A 1,112-nucleotide genomic window follows, 5' to 3' on the forward strand; every position below is an offset into this window, starting at 1 on the left:
TGTGGGGAATTTGTAACTGTGCCGCTCAAGCCGGGGAGCCCTGGCGCCTGATCAGCAGTCAGACCGGTGATCTTCCCCTACCCAATGCTGGCGATCAACAAACGTGTCTCGTACCAGGCGACTTCGACGGTGACGGACGGATCGACTTCGTCGTCGGAGAAAGAACGCAGACCCCGTCCGTGGTGCTCTTTCGCAACTCGAATAAGGGATGGCAGCGTGTCGTGATTGATAACTCGCGTCTCCGGCCGGAGGCGGGCGGCGTTGCCTTCGACGTTGACCACGACGGAGACCTGGATCTCATCCTCGGGCAGGATGCAAGCGGCTCCCAGATGTGGTGGTGGGAAAATCCTTTTCCCAACTTCGACAATCCTTGGGTTCGGCGGCCGATCAAAACAACCGGCGGAAAGAAGCACCACGACCAAACGGTTGGCGATTTTGACGGTGACGGTTACGCCGAACTCGTAAGCTGGAACCAGGGAGCCCGGTCTTTGCTACTCTTTGATATTCCCAAAAATCCCCAAACATCCGGCGAGTGGCCTCGCAGAGAGATCTTGCGTTGGACCACCGGTGCCGAATACGAGGGCTTCCCGTCCCAACCGGTTGACGTGGATAGCGACGGGCTCATCGATATTGTGGGCGGAGGTGTGTGGTTCAAGTACAGCAACGGGAAGTTTGTTCCGCACACGATTGACGACAGTATGCGGTTCACACAGTGCGCCGCAGGCCAGCTTATCCCGGGTGGTTTTGCCGAGGTGGTCTTTTCTCCAGGCGATGCCGATGGGGACGCCAAATGGTACGAGTGGGACGGCAAGCAGTGGCGGGGTCACGTGCTGGGGGCCGTTCGTCATGGTCATACATGCGAAATAGGCGACCTCAACCTCGACGGTCATCTCGACATCATGATTGGGGAAATGGGGAGCCCGGGAGCTGGGGATGATGCGCGCATCCTTGTCTGGTGGGGAGATGGAAAAGGCCATTTTCGCGAGGAAGTCATTTACCGGGGACAGGGAATCCACGAAGGGCGTCTGGCAGACGTCGATGGTGACGGCGATTTGGACATCCTCGTCAAGCCTTATCACCACCACGCCCCCTTTATGGGGCTTCTCATTAAC

General features: G+C 58.1%; 1 protein-coding gene. It reads left to right on the forward strand.

Annotated elements, in window-relative coordinates; all coding sequences use genetic code 11:
* Positions 1-1,112: VCBS repeat-containing protein (locus tag H5U08_RS19545; RefSeq protein WP_297037075.1), on the forward strand; the 1,112-nt coding region annotated here is incomplete at both ends.

The sequence above is a fragment of the Thermogutta sp. genome (assembly GCF_014359955.1).
Lineage (GTDB): Bacteria > Planctomycetota > Planctomycetia > Pirellulales > Thermoguttaceae > Thermogutta.